The 15,332-nt window shown below is 67.6% G+C and carries 14 protein-coding genes; 7 read left to right on the top strand and 7 right to left on the bottom strand.

The window, feature by feature from the left end; translation table 11 throughout:
- Positions 1-89 precede the first annotated feature (89 nt).
- The gene (locus tag ACWIEX_RS18870) at positions 90-1,802 is read right to left on the bottom strand and encodes a heme biosynthesis protein HemY (protein ID WP_454034501.1); all 1,713 of its coding nucleotides are present in this window, start codon (positions 1,800-1,802) and stop codon (positions 90-92) included.
- 18 nt (positions 1,803-1,820) lie between these two features.
- On the bottom strand, positions 1,821-3,674 hold the full coding sequence (locus tag ACWIEX_RS18875) for a uroporphyrinogen-III synthase (protein WP_454034502.1): 1,854 nt from the start codon (positions 3,672-3,674) through the stop codon (positions 1,821-1,823).
- Between the two features lie 271 nt (positions 3,675-3,945).
- On the opposite strand from ACWIEX_RS18875, the gene tsaD reads away from it, so the two are divergent.
- The 6 genes from tsaD (at position 3,946) to ACWIEX_RS18905 (ending at position 9,881) form a co-directional block, all read left to right on the top strand.
- Entirely contained in the window at positions 3,946-5,001 is a 1,056-nt protein-coding gene (gene tsaD, locus ACWIEX_RS18880; RefSeq protein ID WP_454034503.1) for a tRNA (adenosine(37)-N6)-threonylcarbamoyltransferase complex transferase subunit TsaD, read from the top strand.
- Positions 4,998-5,993, top strand: a complete 996-nt coding sequence (locus ACWIEX_RS18885; protein WP_454034504.1) for an NAD(P)H-dependent glycerol-3-phosphate dehydrogenase — start codon at positions 4,998-5,000, stop codon at positions 5,991-5,993. The genes tsaD and ACWIEX_RS18885 overlap by 4 nt, the downstream gene beginning before the upstream one ends.
- An 11-nt stretch (positions 5,994-6,004) precedes the next feature.
- Positions 6,005-6,331 carry a hypothetical protein gene (locus ACWIEX_RS18890; protein WP_454034505.1) on the top strand — a complete coding sequence of 109 codons (327 nt, stop codon included), beginning with the start codon at positions 6,005-6,007 and terminating at the stop codon, positions 6,329-6,331.
- Entirely contained in the window at positions 6,331-6,738 is a 408-nt protein-coding gene (locus ACWIEX_RS18895; protein WP_454034506.1) for an EVE domain-containing protein, read from the top strand. Before ACWIEX_RS18890 ends, ACWIEX_RS18895 begins: the two co-directional genes overlap by 1 nt.
- Positions 6,739-6,986: 248 nt before the next feature.
- On the top strand, positions 6,987-8,939 hold the full coding sequence (gene acs / locus ACWIEX_RS18900) for an acetate--CoA ligase (protein WP_454034507.1): 1,953 nt from the start codon (positions 6,987-6,989) through the stop codon (positions 8,937-8,939).
- A 222-nt stretch (positions 8,940-9,161) separates the two neighbouring features.
- The gene (locus ACWIEX_RS18905) at positions 9,162-9,881 is read left to right on the top strand and encodes an AprI/Inh family metalloprotease inhibitor (protein ID WP_454034508.1); all 720 of its coding nucleotides are present in this window, start codon (positions 9,162-9,164) and stop codon (positions 9,879-9,881) included.
- A 207-nt stretch (positions 9,882-10,088) separates the two neighbouring features.
- Here ACWIEX_RS18905 and ACWIEX_RS18910 read toward each other — a convergent pair whose 3' ends face one another.
- On the bottom strand, positions 10,089-10,703 hold the full coding sequence (locus ACWIEX_RS18910) for a GNAT family N-acetyltransferase (protein WP_454034509.1): 615 nt from the start codon (positions 10,701-10,703) through the stop codon (positions 10,089-10,091).
- A 327-nt stretch (positions 10,704-11,030) separates the two neighbouring features.
- On the opposite strand from ACWIEX_RS18910, the gene ACWIEX_RS18915 reads away from it, so the two are divergent.
- Positions 11,031-11,702, top strand: a complete 672-nt coding sequence (locus ACWIEX_RS18915; protein ID WP_454034510.1) for a cold-shock protein — start codon at positions 11,031-11,033, stop codon at positions 11,700-11,702.
- Positions 11,703-11,891: 189 nt separating this feature from the next.
- Here ACWIEX_RS18915 and bfr read toward each other — a convergent pair whose 3' ends face one another.
- The 4 genes from bfr to ACWIEX_RS18935 form a co-directional block, all read right to left on the bottom strand.
- Positions 11,892-12,386, bottom strand: a complete 495-nt coding sequence (bfr, locus tag ACWIEX_RS18920; RefSeq protein ID WP_454034511.1) for a bacterioferritin — start codon at positions 12,384-12,386, stop codon at positions 11,892-11,894.
- Positions 12,387-12,503: 117 nt separating this feature from the next.
- Positions 12,504-12,791, bottom strand: coding sequence for a (2Fe-2S)-binding protein (locus ACWIEX_RS18925; protein WP_454034512.1), 288 nt, complete (start codon positions 12,789-12,791; stop codon positions 12,504-12,506).
- Positions 12,788-13,321 carry an iron response transcriptional regulator IrrA gene (irrA, locus tag ACWIEX_RS18930; protein WP_306223054.1) on the bottom strand — a complete coding sequence of 178 codons (534 nt, stop codon included), beginning with the start codon at positions 13,319-13,321 and terminating at the stop codon, positions 12,788-12,790. The genes ACWIEX_RS18925 and irrA overlap by 4 nt, the downstream gene beginning before the upstream one ends.
- 228 nt (positions 13,322-13,549) lie before the next feature.
- Entirely contained in the window at positions 13,550-15,139 is a 1,590-nt protein-coding gene (locus tag ACWIEX_RS18935; protein WP_454034513.1) for a DHA2 family efflux MFS transporter permease subunit, read from the bottom strand.
- Positions 15,140-15,332 lie beyond the last annotated feature (193 nt).

Genomic DNA, 15,332 nt, shown 5'->3' on the forward strand with positions numbered 1-15,332 from the left:
AGCCTTTCAGATCAGTGTTCCGGAATGGATCCCGGGTCTCCCTCCGGTCGCCCGGGATGACCCGTGGAGGGGTCAAGCGGCGATGGCGTTCAACCGAACAGCCTGAAGCCGCTCTTCTTCGGTTCCGGCGGCGGTTCTTCCTCCGGCCCCGGATCGTCCGGCGCATGCGAAACCGGGAAGATGACCGGCTTGGGCGATGCCGCCTCACGCTCAGCCGCTGGCTTGACCTCGGCCGGTTTGGCCTCGACGGGCTTGGCCTCAACCGGCTTGGCAGCGCTTGCCACAGGCTCGGCCGGCTTCGGTTCCACGACCGGCTTCGGCTCCTCTTTCGGAACCGGTGGCACAGCAGCGGCGACCGGCTCCGGCTTGGGCTCTTCCTTCGGCACGGGCGGAGGCGGAGGCGGCGGTGCAACGGCCGCAGGTTCGATCGTCGTGACGCTCTCGGCCTTCACCTCGATCAGCTTGGTCGAATCGTCGAGATCGGCCAGCACGTCGTCGACGGCTTGCGCCTGGCTGCCGAGCGTCGCCGGCGGGACCGTCCAGACAAAGGCGTCGAGTCGGCCGGTGATCGGCGAAACCGGCATCCAGTGGTCGGAGACCAGCCCGTCCGCCACCCAGGCGGCATCGCGCGGCGCCCGCGTCGCCCGCGCCAGCCATTCGCGCACCCGGCCGGCCGCGCCATGCTCGGCATCCTCAAGCTCGGCCATCAGCAGGCAGGCGCGCACCGAGGCACCTCCTGCCAGCAAGGGCTTCAGCGTCTCGCGCGCCTTCTGAAACTCGCGCGCCTGGATCGCGGCGCCGGTCAGTGCCAGCACGCTTTCAGGATCGGACGGACGCAGCTTCGTCAGTGTCGTCGCCCGGGCGAGGCGGTCGAGCGCGCTGTCGCCTGGCCGCGCATCGAGATAGGCCGCAGCGATGTCGGGATGCGGCGCATCCTTCCAGGCCGCCTCCAGCAGCTTCGAGGCCTTGCGGACATCGCCGCGCTCGGCGAGCATCCGGCCGGCCAGGGCAGCGGCCGGCGTCAGCGCCGGTGACAGCTTCACCGCTTCGAGCGCAGCGGCGAGCGCCTTCTCGGGCTCGTGCTCACGCGCCTGCAAGGCCTCGGCCGCCAGCAGCACCGCGCGCTGGCGCCGGGCCTCGGCCTTGTCGGCGAGCCTCAGCGCCGCGCGGCGCTCGACGGCGGTGCGGGCCGCCTGCCAGTCGCCGGCCTGCGTGTGAAAATCCAGCAGCGCGTCGTTGGCCCAGGCCAGCGAGGGCGAGCGGCGCACCGCGTCATCGGCGAAGGCGCGCGCGGCGGTGACGTCGCCGCGCCGCTTGGCCTCGACGAAGAGCCCGCGCAGGCCCAGCACCCGCGTCTCGGATTTCTCCAGCATCGCCTTGAAGGCAGCTTCGGCCTGCGCCCGGTCGCCGCTCAACTGGGCGGTCTGCGCCTCCAGCAGCAGGGTCAGCGGTTCGCCCGGAACGAAACGGCGCGCCTCGCCGGTATAGCGCCCGGCGGCGATCGGATCGCCCGCGCCGATCGCGACCATGCCGCGCGATACCGCCTCAAAACCGCGCGCCCGGCGCCGCGATCGCGAGGACAGGCTGAAAGCCGAGGGCAACCCGAAGACGAAGCGCAGCACCGCCCAGGCCAGCAATACGAGGAAGGCGAGCGCGACGACTCCGATCGCCGCCAGCGCGACGCTGGTCTCGATCCGGTAGCCTTGCCAGAGCACGGAAACCTCGCCCGGCCGGTCAGCGAGCCAGACGGCGCCGAAGGCAAGACAGGCGAAGACGGCGAGGTAGACGAGAACGCGAACCATGGACTCCTCAACCCTCCGTCAACCGGCCGCGCCAAGCGCCGCAACCGCATCCTGCGCGATTTTGGCGATCGCCGCATCCGCCGCGGCACGCTTCTGCAGATCGGCACCGAATTCCGCACTGGCACGGCGCGCCGGCTCCGGCAACTGGCCCCACAGCGCCGAAGCCTTGACGATGTCGCCGGCGGCGATGGCGCCCTCGATCCGGAGCGGCAGCGTCGCGGGATCGGTCGAGCCGCTGTCGCCGACCGGGCGGACCGTGACGACGCGGCTCGCCAGGGCGAGCAGCTTGTCGGTCCAGCTGTCGGACGCCGGCATCACCTCGCGCTGGAACATCGCGCCATGCTTGCGGAAGCCCGCCTGCAGGGCCTCGCGTGTCGGCGCACCGCCTGAAGAAACAGCCGCCAGTGCAGCGACATCCGCCTGCGCCACGCCATTTTTCGTCAACGCCGCGATATCGCCGGCGAAGGGGCGCCCGCCGGCGAGCGCGCGCTGTACCCGTTCGGCCAGCACGATCCGCGCCGCCGCCATCGCTTCGGGACTGGCGCCCGATGCCGCCTTCGCCTGCGTCTCGACATTGCCCAGCCGCCCGGCAATCTGGTCAAGGCGCTGGCCAACAGCCGTCGCCGCGGCTTCAGCGCGTTGAGCCTGAGCGCTGAAGGCGCTCGTATCCGGTGCCTGCGCATTGCCGAGCGAAGCGAGCTTCGCCGTGACGGACTGAAGCTCAGAACCGGCCTTCGCCGCCGCTTCCGTCGCCGAGGCCGCCTTGCGGTCGGCCGCCGCCGCGCTCGCTTGCGTGGCCTCCAGCCGGTTGCGCAATTCAGCGATCGCTTCGACGTTAACGGAAGGAGCGGGCTTGGTCAGCGCATAGCTGACGAGTGCTCCGCCGATCACGCCACCGACGAGCCCGGCCGCGATCACAGCGAGCCAGGGCGTGCGGGCCGGCGCCTCGCGTTCGGCAGGCGCACGCGCCGGCTCGACCGGCGGCGGCGCGAATTCCTGCGGCAGCGCTTCGGTCGGCGCCACCGCCTCCGGCGACGGTTTCGCGGACTCCGCCGCCTCGGTCGCTTCGTCCGACGACGAGACCACCTTGAGATCGACGGTCGGCGGCGTGCGCTGCAGGCTGCCGCGCGGCTCCGGCCGGGCAGCATCGATCAGGTGCTCGCGCGCCGAGACCTGCTCCAGCGCCGCGAGCATCCCGGCTTCCTCCGGATGCTCCGCGACGAGAACCGTGCTGGCCCCGGCCGAGATCAGGGGCGAGGCGACATCGGCCGACAGCGTGACATGGGTGAGTTCGAGCGCCTCGTCGGCGACGCCGGCCGCCTGGGCCAGCGCGATGAAGGTCCGCGCGCCGCGCGCCGAATAATGCAGCGCCGCGCCTCCGCCACCATGCCGCAGCGCAGCTTGCATATCCTCGGGCAGGACGGAGACGGGTTCGGCCGCATAGGCGGTCCAGAGCGTCACCTCGTAGCCGGCCTCGCGCAGACGGTCGGGCACGTCCTCCTTGCGGTCGCGCCCGACGATCATCAGGAGCTTCGCAGGCACCGGCAGCGTGCGCCGAATCAGCTCGATCAGGTCGTTGCGGTCGCCATCGGCGCTACGGGTATCGTCCAGCCCGGCCTCACGCACCTTCGCGGCCGTGCGGCTTCCAACGGTGAAGACCGGCAGGTCCCGCCAGCCGATCGATCCATCCGCCAGCGCCGGCACGCCATTGCCGCTGGTCAGCACGATCGCGTCGAACACTCCCTCGGGCGCGGCATCCGGCAGGCGGACGACCTCGAAGAGCGGCGCGACGACCGGCTCGAAGCCGTGCTCGGCGATGGCGCGCGCGGTCCGTTCGGCATCGGGGCGGGGTCGAAAGACGAAGACGCGCATTCACAGCTCCTGACAAAACCGGCGGCGCCCGCAGGACGATCCGCGAACCGTGCAGCAATTTGCGATCATGCCGCATTGAGGCGGAACAATGATCCTGCCCATGCCGTCTCCTTTTCCTCGTCTCGCCGCCCTGGCCGCGGAACCGCCTCTTGTGACGGGCCTCTTGGCCTTGCGCCCCCTCGCGCACTATACGAAGGAATTGCCGGCACGGAACCGCCCGGCGCCGTTGCTTGATCCTGATCCCTCATTCCGCGAGACAAGTCGACCGATCATGCGTGTACTGGGGATAGAGACGACCTGCGACGAAACGGCAGCCGCGATCGTCTCCGTCGAGCGTTCCGGCGAAACCAAGATCCTGTCGAACGAGGTGCTGAGCCAGATCGCCGCACATGCAGCCTATGGCGGCGTCGTGCCGGAAATCGCGGCGCGCGCCCATGTCGAGGCGATCGACCGCATCATCGCCCGCGCTTTCGCCAATGCGGATCTGAAACCCGACGAGATCGACGCCGTCGCGGCGGCGGCCGGTCCCGGCCTCGTCGGCGGCGTCATGGTCGGCCTCACCGCCGGCAAGGCGATCGCGCTCGCCACCGGAAAACCCTTCATCGCGATCAACCATCTCGAGGCGCATGCGCTGACCGCCCGCCTGACCGACGATCTCGCCTTTCCCTACCTACTGCTTCTCGTGTCCGGCGGGCATACCCAGTTGCTCGCCGTGCGTGGCGTCGGCGACTATCTCAAGCTCGGCGGCACGATCGACGACGCGGTCGGCGAGGCCTTCGACAAGATCGCCAAGATGCTCGCCCTGCCCTATCCCGGCGGTCCCTCGGTCGAGCGCGAGGCGGCCAAGGGCGATCCCGAGCGCTTCGATTTCCCGCGCCCGATGCAGGGCAGGCCGAGCCCGGATTTCTCGCTCTCCGGCCTCAAGACCGCCGTGCGCCTCGTCGCCGAGCGGATCGCGCCGCTCTCCGACAACGATGTCGCCGATCTCTGCGCCTCCTTCCAGGCGGCCGTCGTCGACGTGATGGTGGACCGCACCCGCGCCGGCCTGCGCGCCTGCCGCGAGGCCGGCCTCACCCCCTCGACGCTCGTCGTCGCCGGCGGCGTCGCCGCCAACCAGGCGATCCGCAGCGGGCTCAACCGCCTGGCCACCGAAGCCGGCCTGCCGATGGTCGCTCCGCCTCTGGCGCTCTGCGGCGACAACGGCGCGATGATCGCCTGGGCCGGGCTCGAACGTCTCAGGCTCGGTCTTGTCGACGATATGGCCGCGGTCGCCCGTCCGCGCTGGCCGCTGGACGAACTCTCGGCCACCCCGTCGACCGCCGCATGAGCTCTCGCGCTCGCTATCGCGGCATCGGCGTGGTCGGCGCCGGCGCCTACGGCACCGCACTGGCGCTCGCCGCCGCCCGTGCCGGCCACGATGTCCGGCTCTGGGCCCGCGATGGCGAGACCATCGAGGCCATCGAGCGAACACGGCAGGCGCCACGCCTCCCCGGCATCGACCTGCCCGAGAGCATCCACGCGACCGACCTGCTCGCAGCCCTCGCCGATTGCGACGCCCTGATCGTCGCGGTGCCGACCCAGGCCCTGCGGTCGGCCTGCGAGCATCTGGCGGAAGCCCTGCCGCCGCGCGTGCCGGTGATCTCCGCCGCGAAGGGCATCGAGCAGGCGAGCGGCCGTTTCGCGACCGAGATCATCGGTGAGGCCTGGCCGGGCGCCACCGCCGCGATCCTCTCCGGGCCGAGCTTCGCCGCCGATATCGGCCGTGGTTTGCCGACGGCCGTGACGCTCGCGGCCGGCGATTCCGATCTGGCGCAGGCGCTGGCCGAAGCGCTGAGCTCGCCCGCATTCCGCATCTATCATTCCACCGACACGCGCGGCGTCGAGATCGGCGGCGCGGCCAAGAACGTGCTCGCGATCGCAGCCGGCATCGCGATCGGCCTGGGCTATGGCGAGAGCGCCCGCGCCGCTCTGGTCGCGCGCGGTTTCGCCGAATTGCGCCGCTTCGGCGAGGCCTATGGCGGCGACCCGGAAACGCTGATGGGCCTGTCCGGCCTCGGCGATGTCGTATTGAGCTGCGCCTCGCCGCAATCGCGCAACTTTTCTTATGGATTGGCGCTGGGCCAGGGCAGGAGCCCGGTGGAAGCGGCCGGCGGTAAATTGGCCGAGGGCGCCTTCACCGCCCCGGTGCTGGTCGAGATGGCGCGGGCGAAGCAGGTCGATACCCCGATCGCCGCGGCCGTGGCCGCGATCATCGCCGGCGATGTGGGCGTCCGCGACGCGGTCGCTGCGTTGCTGGCGCGGCCGATCCGGGCGGAGTGACGGAGGAAAGCATGGCGGGAGACTGGTCCGATCTGACGAAGCGCGTCGCGCGCGGCATCGCCGAGGTCAAGAAGACGACGGGCTCCGAACTCGTCGCCGAGAGCGAGCCCGTGCCGCTGGCCGGGCGGATCGCGGGCCCCGTGATCCAGCACCGCCGGCGCAAAACCGAAGGCACGCATCGCTTCGTGCTGATCCTGCCCTTCGGCGAGGGCGAGGTCAGGATCGAGCTCGACCCCAAGGATTACGCCGCGCTGACCCGCGAGATGGTGCGGTTCTGGAACGAACAGGGCGAGGTGGCCTCGCAGCCGCCGGTGCCGATCAAGGAGGACGAGGCCTGATGGCTCACTGGCTGATCAAATCCGAACCATCCGTCTGGTCCTGGGACGACCAGGTCAAGGCCGGCGCCAAGGGCACGCATTGGGACGGGGTGAAGAACCACACCGCCAAGCTCAACCTGATGGCGATGAAAAAGGGCGACCAGGTCTTCTTCTACCACTCCAACGAGGGGCTCGAGGTCGTCGGCATCGTCGAGGTCATCAAGGAAGCCTATAACTGGATTCCCGGAGAGCCCTGGGTCCTGGTCGACTTCAAGGCGGTGAAGCCGCTGCCGAAGCCGGTGACGCTCGTCGCTGTCAAGGCCGAGCCGAAGCTCGCCAAGATGGCGCTCGTCACCTCGTTCCGCCTTTCGGTCCAGCCGGTGACGGACGGGGAATGGGACATCGTCTGCAAGATGGGCGGCCTCTGAATAATAATCGGCAGCAAAAAGCCGGTCCAAAAGTCGATTCGACCATCGGATAAGACGGTTCGAAGGCTTTTCGACCCGCTTTCATGCACTCGCGGCCTGCCCCTGCCACGAAAGTGCGATGCACAATGGCTTGCCGCGACGCGTTCGCATCCTATGATGCGTCGAAATCGAAGAAGCGACGTCCGCCGCGCCTGACCATGAGGCGGACCAGCGCAACACAGACCGCCCAAGTCTGGGGAGACGCCCGAATGTCCGAGATCATCTACGACGTCCCGACCTCCTGGTCGAAGAAGGCCTGGGCGACCGACGCCAAGTACAAGAAGATGTACGCGGCCTCGATCAAGGACCCCGACAAGTTCTGGGGCGAGCAGGGCCAGCGCATCGACTGGTTCAAGCCCTATACCAAGGTCAGGAACGCCAGCTACAAGCCGGGCAAGGTCTCGATCAAATGGTATGAGGACGGCACCACCAACGTCGCCCATAACTGCATCGACCGGCATCTCGCGACCCGCGCCAAGCAGACGGCGATCATCTGGGAGGGCGACGACCCCGGCGAGTCGAAGAAGATCAGCTACGGCCAGCTCTATACCGAGGTCTGCAAGTTCGCGAACGTCCTCAAGGCCAATGGCGTCAAGAAGGGCGACCGCGTCACCATCTACCTGCCGATGATCCCGGAGGCCGCCTATGCGATGCTCGCCTGCGCCCGCATCGGCGCGGTGCATTCGGTGGTGTTCGGCGGCTTCTCGCCGGATTCGCTGGCGAGCCGCATCGAGGATTCCGACTCGAAGATCGTCATCACCGCCGATGAAGGCCTGCGCGGCGGCCGCGCCGTGCCGCTCAAGAAGAATGTCGACACCGCCGACGACAAGGTGAAGGGCGGCATCGGCACCGTCATCGTCGTCAGGCGCACCGGCGGCAACATCACCATGAAGGACGGCCGCGACGTCTGGTACCATGACGAGGCCGCCAAGGTCTCCGGTCACTGCCCGGCGGTCGAGATGAAGGCGGAGGACCCGCTCTTCCTGCTCTACACCTCGGGCTCGACCGGCAAGCCGAAGGGCGTGCTCCACACCACCGCCGGCTATCTCGTCTACACCGCGATCACCCACCAGTATGTCTTCGACTACCATGACGGCGACATCTACTGGTGCACGGCCGATGTCGGCTGGGTGACCGGCCACAGCTACATCCTCTACGGGCCGCTCGCCAACGGCGCGACCACGCTGATGTTCGAGGGCATCCCGACCTATCCGACGATCTCGCGCTTCTGGGAGGTCATCGACAAGCACAAGGTCAACACCTTCTACACGGCGCCGACCGCGATCCGCTCGCTGATGGGCGCCGGCGAGGAGCCGGTGAAGAAGACCAAGCGCAAGTCGCTGCGCCTGCTCGGCTCGGTCGGCGAGCCGATCAATCCGGAAGCCTGGGAGTGGTATCACCGCGTCGTCGGCGAGCGCCGCTGCCCGATCGTCGATACCTGGTGGCAGACCGAGACCGGCGGCATCCTGATCTCGCCGCTGCCCGGCGCCACCCAGCTCAAGCCGGGCTCGGCGACGCGGCCGTTCTTCGGCATCAAGCCGGAGATCGTCGACCCCGAGGGCAAGGTCCTGGAAGGCGCCTGCGAGGGCAATCTCGTCATCGCCGAGAGCTGGCCCGGCCAGATGCGCACGGTCTATGGCGACCACAAGCGCTTCGAGGAAACCTATTTCGCCACCTACCCGAACAAGTACTTCACCGGCGACGGCTGCCGGCGCGATGCCGACGGCTATTACTGGATCACCGGCCGCGTCGACGACGTCATCAACGTCTCCGGCCACCGCATGGGCACGGCCGAGGTCGAATCGGCGCTGGTCGCGCATCCGTCGGTCTCGGAGGCCGCGGTCGTCGGCTATCCCCACGACATCAAGGGCCAGGGCATCTACGCCTATGTCACGCTGATGGCCGGCGAGGCGCCGACCGACACCCTGCGCAAGGACCTCGTCGCCTATGTCCGCAAGGAGATCGGCCCGATCGCCTCGCCGGACCTGATCCAGTTCGCGCCCGGCCTGCCCAAGACCCGCTCCGGCAAGATCATGCGCCGCATCCTGCGCAAGATCGCCGAGGACGAGTATGGCGCGCTCGGCGACACCTCGACGCTGGCCGATCCCGCCGTCGTCGATGATCTCGTCGAGAACCGGCAGAACAAGCGCAAGGCGGGCTGATTCGCGCTCACCGCGAGCCCTTCCGGCACCACACTGAAACTGGCCTGCTCCCTCCCGGGGCGGGCCATTTTCACGAAGGTCCGGCCCGGCGCGCAGGAACCCGGGTCGACATCAAGGGTTCGCAATGCGACAGGCCTGCGCTAGACCATGCTCATGCCGCGTTCATCGCGTTTCCTGATAATGACGCAACGTTCGGCTGACCGAGATCGGAACCCGCGCCGCATGACGACGATCAAGATCGCATCGACCGCCACCCTGACCCGTGCGGCCGCCCTGCTCCCCTTGCTGGCTCTGACCGCCTGCGCTGGCTCGCAGCGTTTCACCGGGCCGGTGATGAACCCGCCCTCCTACAGCCAGCCCGTGCTGCCCTCGGCTCCGCCGGTGAGTTCTGCTCCGATCACGTCGGAGCCGCTGCCGCCGCCGGGCGGCTATCCCGCGACGCCCCAGCCAGGCGGCTACCCCGTTGCAGGCGGTCCTCAGGGTGGCGGGGCCTTGCCTGCGCCCCAGGACCCGTTCTTCGACCCCAATGCCGGCGGCGCGCCGCAAGGCCAGCCCCTGCCCCCGACCGGCCAGCCGGCGCAGGATCCGGGCCTGCGCGGCAGCGACAACCAGGTCGCCGGCCTCGGCCAGAGCCCGGCAGCGGCGCCGCGCCCATCCGCCAGCCGCAACAGCATGGTCGGCGGCTGGACGGCGCGCGAGGCGACGGGCGGCTCCTGCCGTGTGCAATTGTCGAGCACGCCGACGCTCGATCTCTACCGCGCCTCCTCGTCCGGCTGCGCCAACAAGGATCTTCAGAAGATCTCGGCCTGGGATTTCCGGGATGGCGAGGTCTATCTCTACCAGCAGGGCGGCACGGTCGCGGCCCGGCTGCGCAGCTCCGGCTCCGGCGCGCTCGACGGCGCCGTCACCAAATCCGGCGCCTCGCTGTCGCTGAACCGGTAGACTGCATCGACACCGATCGGATCGTTCCTGGTTGAAACCGCCGCTGTCATTCCGGGGCTTCGCGCAGCGGAGAACCCGGAACCCACGACTGGGCTGGCCGCCCGCAGCCACATATAGGCTGTCTCACCCGGTCGTGGTTTCCGGGTTCGCGCCTGCGGCGCGCCCCGGAATGACAAAGATGGACCTTGAAACCGCTGAACCCGCGCCTCAGGCCCCGAGGGCCCGCGCCAGGAAAGCACTCGGCCAGAAGCTCTTCTGGATCGACAGCGCCATCGCCGCGAAGCCCTTGGCATTGTCGAGCGCCTCGTCGAGGATCGTGAAGGGCGTTGGTGCGCCGGTCGCGATCACGCCCTCGACATCGGCATAGCCGCCGACCAGGTCGGCCTCGAACTTCGCCGCGAGCCGGCGCATCGCCAGGTTTTCCGGCAGGCAGGTCAGGTAGAGCGTGCGGACCCCGCGATTGCGTGCCGCCGTGATCAACCGCCCGAACAACTGCCCGCCGACGCCGCGACGCCGCCACGGCGTCTCGACGCTGAAGGCAGCCTCCCCGGTCAGCGCGATGATCTCGTCGAGACCGCGCAACTCTGCCGCGCCCCGCACCACGCCGTCGACGATATAGGCATAGACCAGGCCGCCGACGCCGAAGGTCGTCCTGGCATAATTCTCCAGGAACGCGTCATTCACCGCCGTGCCGAAGCGTTGCTGGCGCGTGACGGGGTCGAGCCTGAGCAGATGCTCTCTGAAAAGATCGCGCTCCGTCGGCCATAGCCGCCGGATCACGCCATCGCCGGCCTTCCTGCCGGATTGTCGCGAACGAACCAATTGTCATCTCCTGAGCAGCGCATGTGTCGCGCTTACCGACCAGGAGGCGTGTCTTCCCTAACTCGCATGTCACATCGTACCGGCAGCCCCTGATGGCAAGAGCGCGACCTGCGGCATTTTCGCCGGCTTGCCCGAAGAAACTCGCCAGAAATGGGCCGATGCATGCAAGGGGAGCATAACGAAAGCCGAATAGGGACGCTGGGGACGGGGGTAGAAAACCGCTGTAACCGCGTAACATGACGTGCAATAATTTCGCCGTGACCCCGATGACGGCGCGCCCGGCATGAGCTAAGTTGCGTGCTCCCGGTCACTCATATTTGAAGATCCATGTTCGATCGTCGCAAGCCTCCCGCTGCCCAACCCTTCGTCACGCACGAAAACATCGAAGCCAAGGTCAAGTGGTTCGACCCCGAGAAGGGGTTCGGTTTCGCATCGCCCTCCGATGGTTCGGGCGATGTCTTCCTGCATGTCTCGGCCATCGGCCCGCTGGACCAGCAAGACCTGCTGCCCGGCGCCACCATTGTCGCCGATCTCGGCGAAGGTCGCCGCGGCCTTCAGGTCGTCGCGATCCATGAGATCGACGCCTCCACGGCGACGCAGACCGCGCCGGCTCCGCGCGCCTTCTCGCCCCGTCCTCCACGCGATGATTTCGGCGGTGGCGGCTATGGCGACCGTGATCGTGGCGGCTACGGCGGCGACCGCGGCGGCTATAACGATCGCGGCGGCTACGGCGGCGGCGATCGCGGCCCGCGTGGCGGCGGCTTCCAGGACCGCGATAGCGGCCCGGTCGAAGGCCCCTATGATGGCGCCGTAAAGTTCTTCAACTCGGATCGCGGCTTCGGCTTCATCGCGCCGGACAAGGGCGGCCCGGACGTGTTCCTGCACGTGTCCTCGCTCGGCCGCAGCGGCCTGCAGCCGCCGATGGACGGGCAGCGCGTGCGCTTCTCGATCCGCACCGGCCGCAAGGGTCCGGAAGCCGCCGACGTCAGCTTCATCTGACGAAAGCGCAGCTTCGCTCAAACATCAAAGGCCCGCCTATGGCGGGCCTTTTTTGTTCTTGGAAATATGCCTGGTCGTCATTGCGAGGAGCGCAGCGACGAAGCAATCCAAGGGGACGTAGAGCTCTGCCGCTCCTGGATTGCTTCGCTTCGCTCGCAATGACGGTTCAGGTTGAAGCGCCCCGACGACTCAGTGGTCGTGGTCGTCGCCTTCCAGGCCGCCGATATGCTTCTGGGTATAGAGCTCGATGCCGACGCGCGCGATCAGGTCGAGCTGGGTCTCGAGGAAGTCGATATGGCCTTCCTCATCCTTCATCAGGGCCTTGAACAGGTCCTCGGACGGGAAATCGCCGACCTCGCGGCAGTATTTCGCCGCTTCCTGGTAGAGCGTGCGCGCTTCGAGCTCCGCCTTGAGATCGCATTCGATCACTTCCGTGACGGTCTCGCCGATGCGCATCTGGTCGAGCGTCTGCAGATTCGGGAAGCCTTCGAGGAAGAGGATGCGGTCGACGAAGCGGTCGGCATGGACCATCTCCTCGATCGATTCCTTCTTCCAGGTCTTGGCCATCTCCTTCAGGCCCCAGTTGTCCAGCATGCGGTAATGCAGCCAGTACTGGTTGATGGCGGTGAGCTCCGAGCGCAGCCCCTTGTTGAGATACTCGATGACCTTCTTGTCGCCCTTCATGGGGTGCACTCCGCAATTCACATTAGAATGATCCTAATGTAGTCGCGGTCTGTCCGGAAGTGAAGAGGTAAAAAGTGGTCTCGCCGCTTTTGATCGATCAGGAGATCGGGGCTGCGCTCAGGCCGCGATGCTCTCGTCGTTCAGCTCGATCCCTTCGAGCATGATGCCGACCGAAACATGCACCGCGCACTCGACCTCGCGGCTGGCGCAGCTGCCGCATTGCGTCGCGCAAACCGCGCGGGCCTCGGCCAGGATAGCGCGAACCTCGCGCGCGCAACGTCCGCAATCCGGGCTGCAGCCCAGGCAGTCATAGACCTCGCCGGCCGTCCGGGGGCCGCTGCCGTCAGCAGCGACAGTCCCCTTGATCTGGCCGCAGGACAGAACGTTGCAGGAGCAGACGATCACGCGTGGTGGCCCACCACCCGCTTGGTCTCGATTTCCTCGCCATCGGCACTGCGCAGACGGACGATGACCTCGACCGAGGAAATCACCATGCCTTCCGGTGCGTCCGGCAGGCCGGCGACCTGGATCATCGAACCCGGGATATCGGTGACGGTCTCGTCGTCCTCGTTGTAGAAATGATGGTGCTCGGACACGTTGGTGTCGAAGAAGGTCTTCGGGCCGGAGACCGAGACCTGGCGCAGCAGGCCGGCTTCCGAGAACTGGCGCAGCGTGTTGTAGACGGTCGCGAGCGAAAGCGGCTCACGCGCCCGCAGCGCCTCCTCATAGAGCATCTCGGCGCTGACATGGCGGTCGCCCTTGGCGAAGAGCAGCCAGCCCAGCGCCATGCGCTGGCGCGTCGGGCGCAGGCCCGCCGTCCGCAGCCGCGCCTTCACGGCGCTGATCGGGCAGCTCGTCGGGTTTTTCTGCGGCCACGGGATATGATCGGCCGCCACCGGCCTGTGATCGTGATCCTTGCTCGCCAGAACGCTCATTGTAACGCCTTCCACCACGCCGGTCGCCGGCCACGTAGTTTAGAAATCGTCTAAACTACTGATATTGCTATCATATTTGGCAAAGTACCGGCCGAATGTCAATCTGCACGCCTGCGACATCGGGCAGCGCCCACAGCACATCGGCGTGATCGCCCTGGGCCTGATGCGCAGTGAGCGCATGAGGGCAAAGGCGGGCTCAGCGAAAGCCGCAGCAGACGCAGGCCTGGTCTAGTGCCCGCCACCTCCGGCACCGGCAACAGGCTTCGGCGGCTTGCTCAGGAACAGCGACATCAGGACGAGGCTCCCGAAGATCGCGGTCAGCCCGAGAAAGACGTCGCCGAAGGCCATGACCAGCGCCTGCTTGTGGACGCGCTGGTTGATCAGCGCCAGCGCCATGGTCTGCGCGGCGTCGCCGTAGTCGATGAAGCGCTGCGCGGTGTTGGCGAGCGCCTCCTCCGCCACCCCACGCCCGGCGACGACCATTTCGTGCAGCCGGGTGATGTGCAGGTCGGTGCGGGTATTCAGCATGGTGTTGATGACCGCGAGCCCGACCGCGCCGCCGAGGTTTCGGGTGAGATTGTAGAGGCCGGATGCATTCTTGAGCTGCTGCGGAGGCAGCGAGCCCAGCGCGATGTTGTTGATCGGCACCATGCACAGCATCAAAGAGCAGCCGCGCAGAATCTGCGGCACCAGGAGCTCGTAGAAATCCCAGTCCGACGTGATGAAGGACGCCCACCAGGTGCCGACCGCGAAGCCGCCGAAGCCGATCATCATCATGATGCGCGGGTCCAGTTTGGCGGAGAGCCGCCCGGCGATCGGCGCCGTGAAGAACATGGCGAGGCCGGTGACGAACATCGTCTCGCCGATCATCAGCGCATCATAGCCGCGGATGCGCCCGAGATAGACCGGGTAGAGATAGGTCAGCCCGTAGAGGCCGATGCCCATGGTGAAGGAGAACAGCGAGCCGAAGGCGAAGTTGCGGTTTCGGAAGGCGTAGAGATCGACCAGCGGGTCGTCCCGCGTCAGCGCCCGCCAGAAGAACAGCACCGCGCCTGCGACCATGACGGCCGAGAAGAACACGATCTCGTGGCTCTGGAACCAGTCGAGCCGCGTCCCCTCCTCCAGCACATATTCGAGGCTGCCGAGAAAAGCCGCCATCGCGGCGAGCCCGAGCCAGTCGAATCGCTTGATCAGGCTGTGATCGGGCTTGTCGAAATCGATCAGCGTCCAAGCTGCGATCGTCACGCCGATGCCGGGCACGACATTGACCAGGAAGAGCCAATGCCAGGAAAAGGCATGGCTGAGATAGCCGCCGACCGTCGGGCCGATCGTCGGCGCCAGCGTCGCGACGAGCCCGATCAGCGGCGAGATGATCGGCCGCTTCGACGGCGGGAAGATGGTGAAGGCGGCTGCGAAGACGCCGGGAATCATGCCGCCGCCGATGAAGCCCTGCACCGCCCGCCACAGGATCATCTCGTTGATCGAGGTCGCCTGCGCGCAGAGCACGCTGGCGATGGTGAAGCCCGCCGCCGCGATCGAGAAGAACACCCGCGTCGACAGCGCCCGGCTGAGATAGCCGGAGAGCGGGATCATGATCACCTCGGCGATCAGATAGGCGGTCTGGACCCAGGCGACCTCATCGGACGAGGCGGACAGGCCGGCCTGGATTTCCGCCAGCGAGGCCGAGACGATCTGGATGTCGAGGATCGCCATGAACATGCCGAAGACCATCGCCATGAAGGCGAAGATCCGGCGGAGCGGAATGGCGTCTTCGGCGGGCTTGGCGCCGGCGCCCGGATTCATGGTCGCGGTGGCCATGTTGGCCTACCTTTCCTCGGGGCTGTCTTCCCGTGCGCGCCGCAGCGTGAAACGCTGCTGCGCAGACACGGGACCGTCATCAGAAAGAGGCGCCCTCACAGCGGCGGGAGCCTGTCACATCTCGTCCTGCGGTCCCGCATCTGCGCAGCGGCACTGTCGTGCCGCAGCGCGTGCGGGATGACCCGCTTTATCG

The organism is Allobosea sp. NPDC055353 (genome assembly GCF_053644975.1).

Excerpts from the sequence above, each read along its gene's own strand:
- irrA (WP_306223054.1), bottom strand. The coding sequence starts at position 13,321 with ATGAGCGTTCTGGCGAGCAAGGATCACGATCACAGGCCGGTGGCGGCC.
- ACWIEX_RS18895 (WP_454034506.1), top strand. The coding sequence starts at position 6,331 with ATGGCTCACTGGCTGATCAAATCCGAACCATCCGTCTGGTCCTGGGAC.
- ACWIEX_RS18875 (WP_454034502.1), bottom strand. The coding sequence starts at position 3,674 with ATGCGCGTCTTCGTCTTTCGACCCCGCCCCGATGCCGAACGGACCGCG.
- tsaD (WP_454034503.1), top strand. The coding sequence starts at position 3,946 with ATGCGTGTACTGGGGATAGAGACGACCTGCGACGAAACGGCAGCCGCG.
- ACWIEX_RS18915 (WP_454034510.1), top strand. The coding sequence starts at position 11,031 with ATGTTCGATCGTCGCAAGCCTCCCGCTGCCCAACCCTTCGTCACGCAC.
- ACWIEX_RS18885 (WP_454034504.1), top strand. The coding sequence starts at position 4,998 with ATGAGCTCTCGCGCTCGCTATCGCGGCATCGGCGTGGTCGGCGCCGGC.
- ACWIEX_RS18870 (WP_454034501.1), bottom strand. The coding sequence starts at position 1,802 with ATGGTTCGCGTTCTCGTCTACCTCGCCGTCTTCGCCTGTCTTGCCTTC.
- ACWIEX_RS18905 (WP_454034508.1), top strand. The coding sequence starts at position 9,162 with ATGACGACGATCAAGATCGCATCGACCGCCACCCTGACCCGTGCGGCC.
- ACWIEX_RS18890 (WP_454034505.1), top strand. The coding sequence starts at position 6,005 with ATGGCGGGAGACTGGTCCGATCTGACGAAGCGCGTCGCGCGCGGCATC.
- ACWIEX_RS18935 (WP_454034513.1), bottom strand. The coding sequence starts at position 15,139 with ATGGCCACCGCGACCATGAATCCGGGCGCCGGCGCCAAGCCCGCCGAA.
- acs (WP_454034507.1), top strand. The coding sequence starts at position 6,987 with ATGTCCGAGATCATCTACGACGTCCCGACCTCCTGGTCGAAGAAGGCC.
- bfr (WP_454034511.1), bottom strand. The coding sequence starts at position 12,386 with ATGAAGGGCGACAAGAAGGTCATCGAGTATCTCAACAAGGGGCTGCGC.